Source organism: Dactylosporangium sp. NPDC051485 (genome assembly GCF_040682015.1).
GTDB lineage: Bacteria > Actinomycetota > Actinomycetes > Mycobacteriales > Micromonosporaceae > Dactylosporangium.
On the sequence record NZ_JBFAZW010000243.1, the window covers coordinates 1 to 2,724 of the forward strand.

The following is a 2,724-nucleotide window of genomic DNA, read 5'->3' on the forward strand; positions in this document are numbered from 1 at the left end:
GCCACCCGTGCGGCTCGACCCGGGCGACGTGCTGTTCTTGGCGCGCGGGCGCGGACACGCGCTGGCCGACGCGCCGGACACCCCGCTGGCCCCGTGCCGCGCGGACGGCCCCCTGCCGCCCGCGCCCGCCGGCCCCGGCGCGGCCGGGATCGTGCTGTGCGGCGCGTACGAGCTGGCCCCGCACCGCGCCCACCCGCTCCTGGACGAGCTGCCCGACCTCGTGCACCTGAAGGCCGGCGGCGAGCTGCGGGCCGTGGCCGGGCTGCTCGACGCCGAGCTGGCCCGGCACGGCGGCGGGGTGGGCGTGGCGGCGCTGCTCGACCTGCTGTTCCTGCACGCGCTGCGGGCGCACCTGCAGGACGCGCCGGACGGCGGATGGGCGGCCGCGCTGCGCGACCCGGCGGTCGGGGCGGCCCTGCGCTCGATCCACCGGGATCCGGCCCGGGCCTGGACGGTGGCGGAGCTGGCCGCCGTCGGGGGACTGTCGCGGGCGCCGTTCGCGCGCCGGTTCGCCGCGCTGGCCGGGCGCGCGCCGCTGGCCTACCTGACGTGGTGGCGCATGACGCTGGCGGCCCGGATGCTGCGCGACACCGACGCGCCGCTGCGGGCCGTCGGGCAGCGCGTCGGGTACGCCTCCGAGTTCGCCTTCGCCGCCGCGTTCAAGCGCCGGTTCGGCACGGCGCCGGGGCGGTTCCGGCGGGATTCGCGGGCTCCGGGCGGTACACCCTGAGCTCGGCGCCTCGGCCGGCTGCCCAGCCCGATGCGCGGGGATGGCCTTGTCGTGCATCTTCGCCGTGGCCGGCCGCGCATTCCGGGCCGTGGCGTCCTGAGCCGATTTTGTCGTACCCCCCGGCTATGTTCCCCCCATGACCCTCGACGTCACCGCCCCCGTCCGCCTCCTCGCCGACGCCGCCGCGCTGGTGATGCGGCTGCTCACCGGCCGCTCGCCGCACCCGGTCCACGCCGCGACCCTGCTGCGCGCGCAGGACGACGGCCTGGCGCTGACGGCCACCGACGGGTCGCTCACCGTGCGCCTGCGGGTGCCGGCCACCGTGCACGAGCCCGGCGAGACCCTGGTGTCGCGCCGGGGGCTGGCGGACACACTGGCCGGCCTGGACGCCCCGGAGGCCCGCCTGGCCGCGGAGGGCGGCCGCCTGGCCGTGCGGGTCACCGGCGCCCGCTTCGCCCTGCCGGCCCTCCCCGACGCCTGGCCCCCGCTCGCCGACCTGCCCCCGCCCACCGCCCGCGTCGCGGCCCCCGCCCTGCGCACCGCCGCCGCCGCGGTGGCCGGCGCGGCCTCCCGTGAGCACGCCCTGCCCATCTTCACCGGCGTCCGCCTGCGCGCCGCCGACGGCGTCCTGTCCCTGCTGGCCACCGACCGCTACCGGCTGGCCGCCGCCACCGTCCCCATCACCCCATCGGTTGCCTTCGACACCCTCGTCCCGGCCGCCCTGCTGACCCGCATCGCCCCCACCCTGTCGCGCACCGACGAGGTCGCCCTGCACAGCACCCCGGACGTCTTCGCGCTGTCCTGGCCGGGCGGCAGCGTGACCACCCCGACCCTCGGCGACGCGTATCCCGACGCCCAGTTCGACCGCCTGCTGGACGTCACCCCGGAGTGCACGATCGAGGTCGACGCCGACGCCTTGGCCCACGCCGTGGAGCGCGCCACCGCGTATGCGGGCCAGCAGGGCCGCCTGATGCTGGAGTCCCTGGAGGGCGCCCTGCTGGTCCGCGCCGCAGACCCGCTGCGCGGCGAGTCGGAGGAGACGGTGAAGGCCGCGGTCCGCTCGGGGCGCGCCGTGCGCTCCTACCAGGCCCGCTTCCTGTCCGACGCGCTGCGCACCTTCCCGGGCGAGACCGTCCACCTGCACATCCAGCCCGCCCTGCGCGCGACGGAGGTGACGACCCCGACCGGCACCCTGCGCTACCTGCTCGTCCCGATGCGCCCCGACCCCGCCTGACCCGACCCGACCCCGCCTGATCCGACCTACAGGGCCTACCCTTGCCCCGCCTCCCGCCCTTGTCCTGGCGACGGGCTCGGCGGCGAATGTCGTGTCTGTCAGCCGGGCGACGCGCCGCGCTCGCCGCCGTTGGCGCACGCGTCTGCGAAGCGCCTGGTCCGGCGTCATACCTCGGGAGCTGTCGCGTCTGGCTCAAGGTTGCGGATGATCAAGGCGCTGATCGGCACCCCGCAAGGTAAGTCCGGACGATGTCAAGCTGAAGTGCCCGGATTTAGCTTACGGATTTTCTGCTGCGCGTTTTCCGCCCGTCTCCCGGCCTGCGGGTGTCGGCGTACGGGCTCAGGTGCAGAGCCGCGTACGCTAACACGTACAGAGCAATCATCGGCGTCGGTCTGTGGGTAAGGGTGGTCGGCAGATGCGACGACCGCCCACCTGGAGCTCATCAACTACGCGACGTGACGGTGGGCGGCCCGCCGGCGTCCGGATCTGCCGATGAGCGCGTATTCACTGCAATGCTCCGCTGGTGGCGCGTTGGGATGATGCTCGACCTTTCGCAGGCTTCGGCGGAATTGGCAGCCGGCCGGACGTAGCAGATGCAAGAACCGGCTGTGATGCGCTGCCGACGAGCGCGGATGGCGCCCGATTGTTCGACGCGTTGCCGCACCGGCGGGCCGGCGTGACGGCGGCGGGGGCGTTGGTGCGCGGCGGCCCGCGCGGGCGCGCCCGGTCTCTGCGGCGCCGTCCTTGCGGTCCGGCGGTG

General features: G+C 75.9%; 2 protein-coding genes. Both read left to right on the plus strand.

Annotated elements, in window-relative coordinates; genetic code table 11:
• The coding region (locus AB0M46_RS51230) for an AraC family transcriptional regulator (RefSeq protein ID WP_363349040.1) at nt 1–730 on the plus strand (730 nt) is incomplete at its 5' end.
• A gap of 136 nt (nt 731–866) precedes the next feature.
• The gene (locus AB0M46_RS51235; RefSeq protein ID WP_363349042.1) at nt 867–1,964 is read left to right on the plus strand and encodes a DNA polymerase III subunit beta; all 1,098 of its coding nucleotides are present in this window, start codon (nt 867–869) and stop codon (nt 1,962–1,964) included.
• Nucleotides 1,965–2,724: the final 760 nt, after the last annotated feature.

What these genes read in the sequence shown, in the direction of transcription:
- AB0M46_RS51235 (WP_363349042.1), top strand. Translation starts at nt 867, where the DNA reads ATGACCCTCGACGTCACCGCCCCCGTCCGCCTCCTCGCCGACGCCGCC.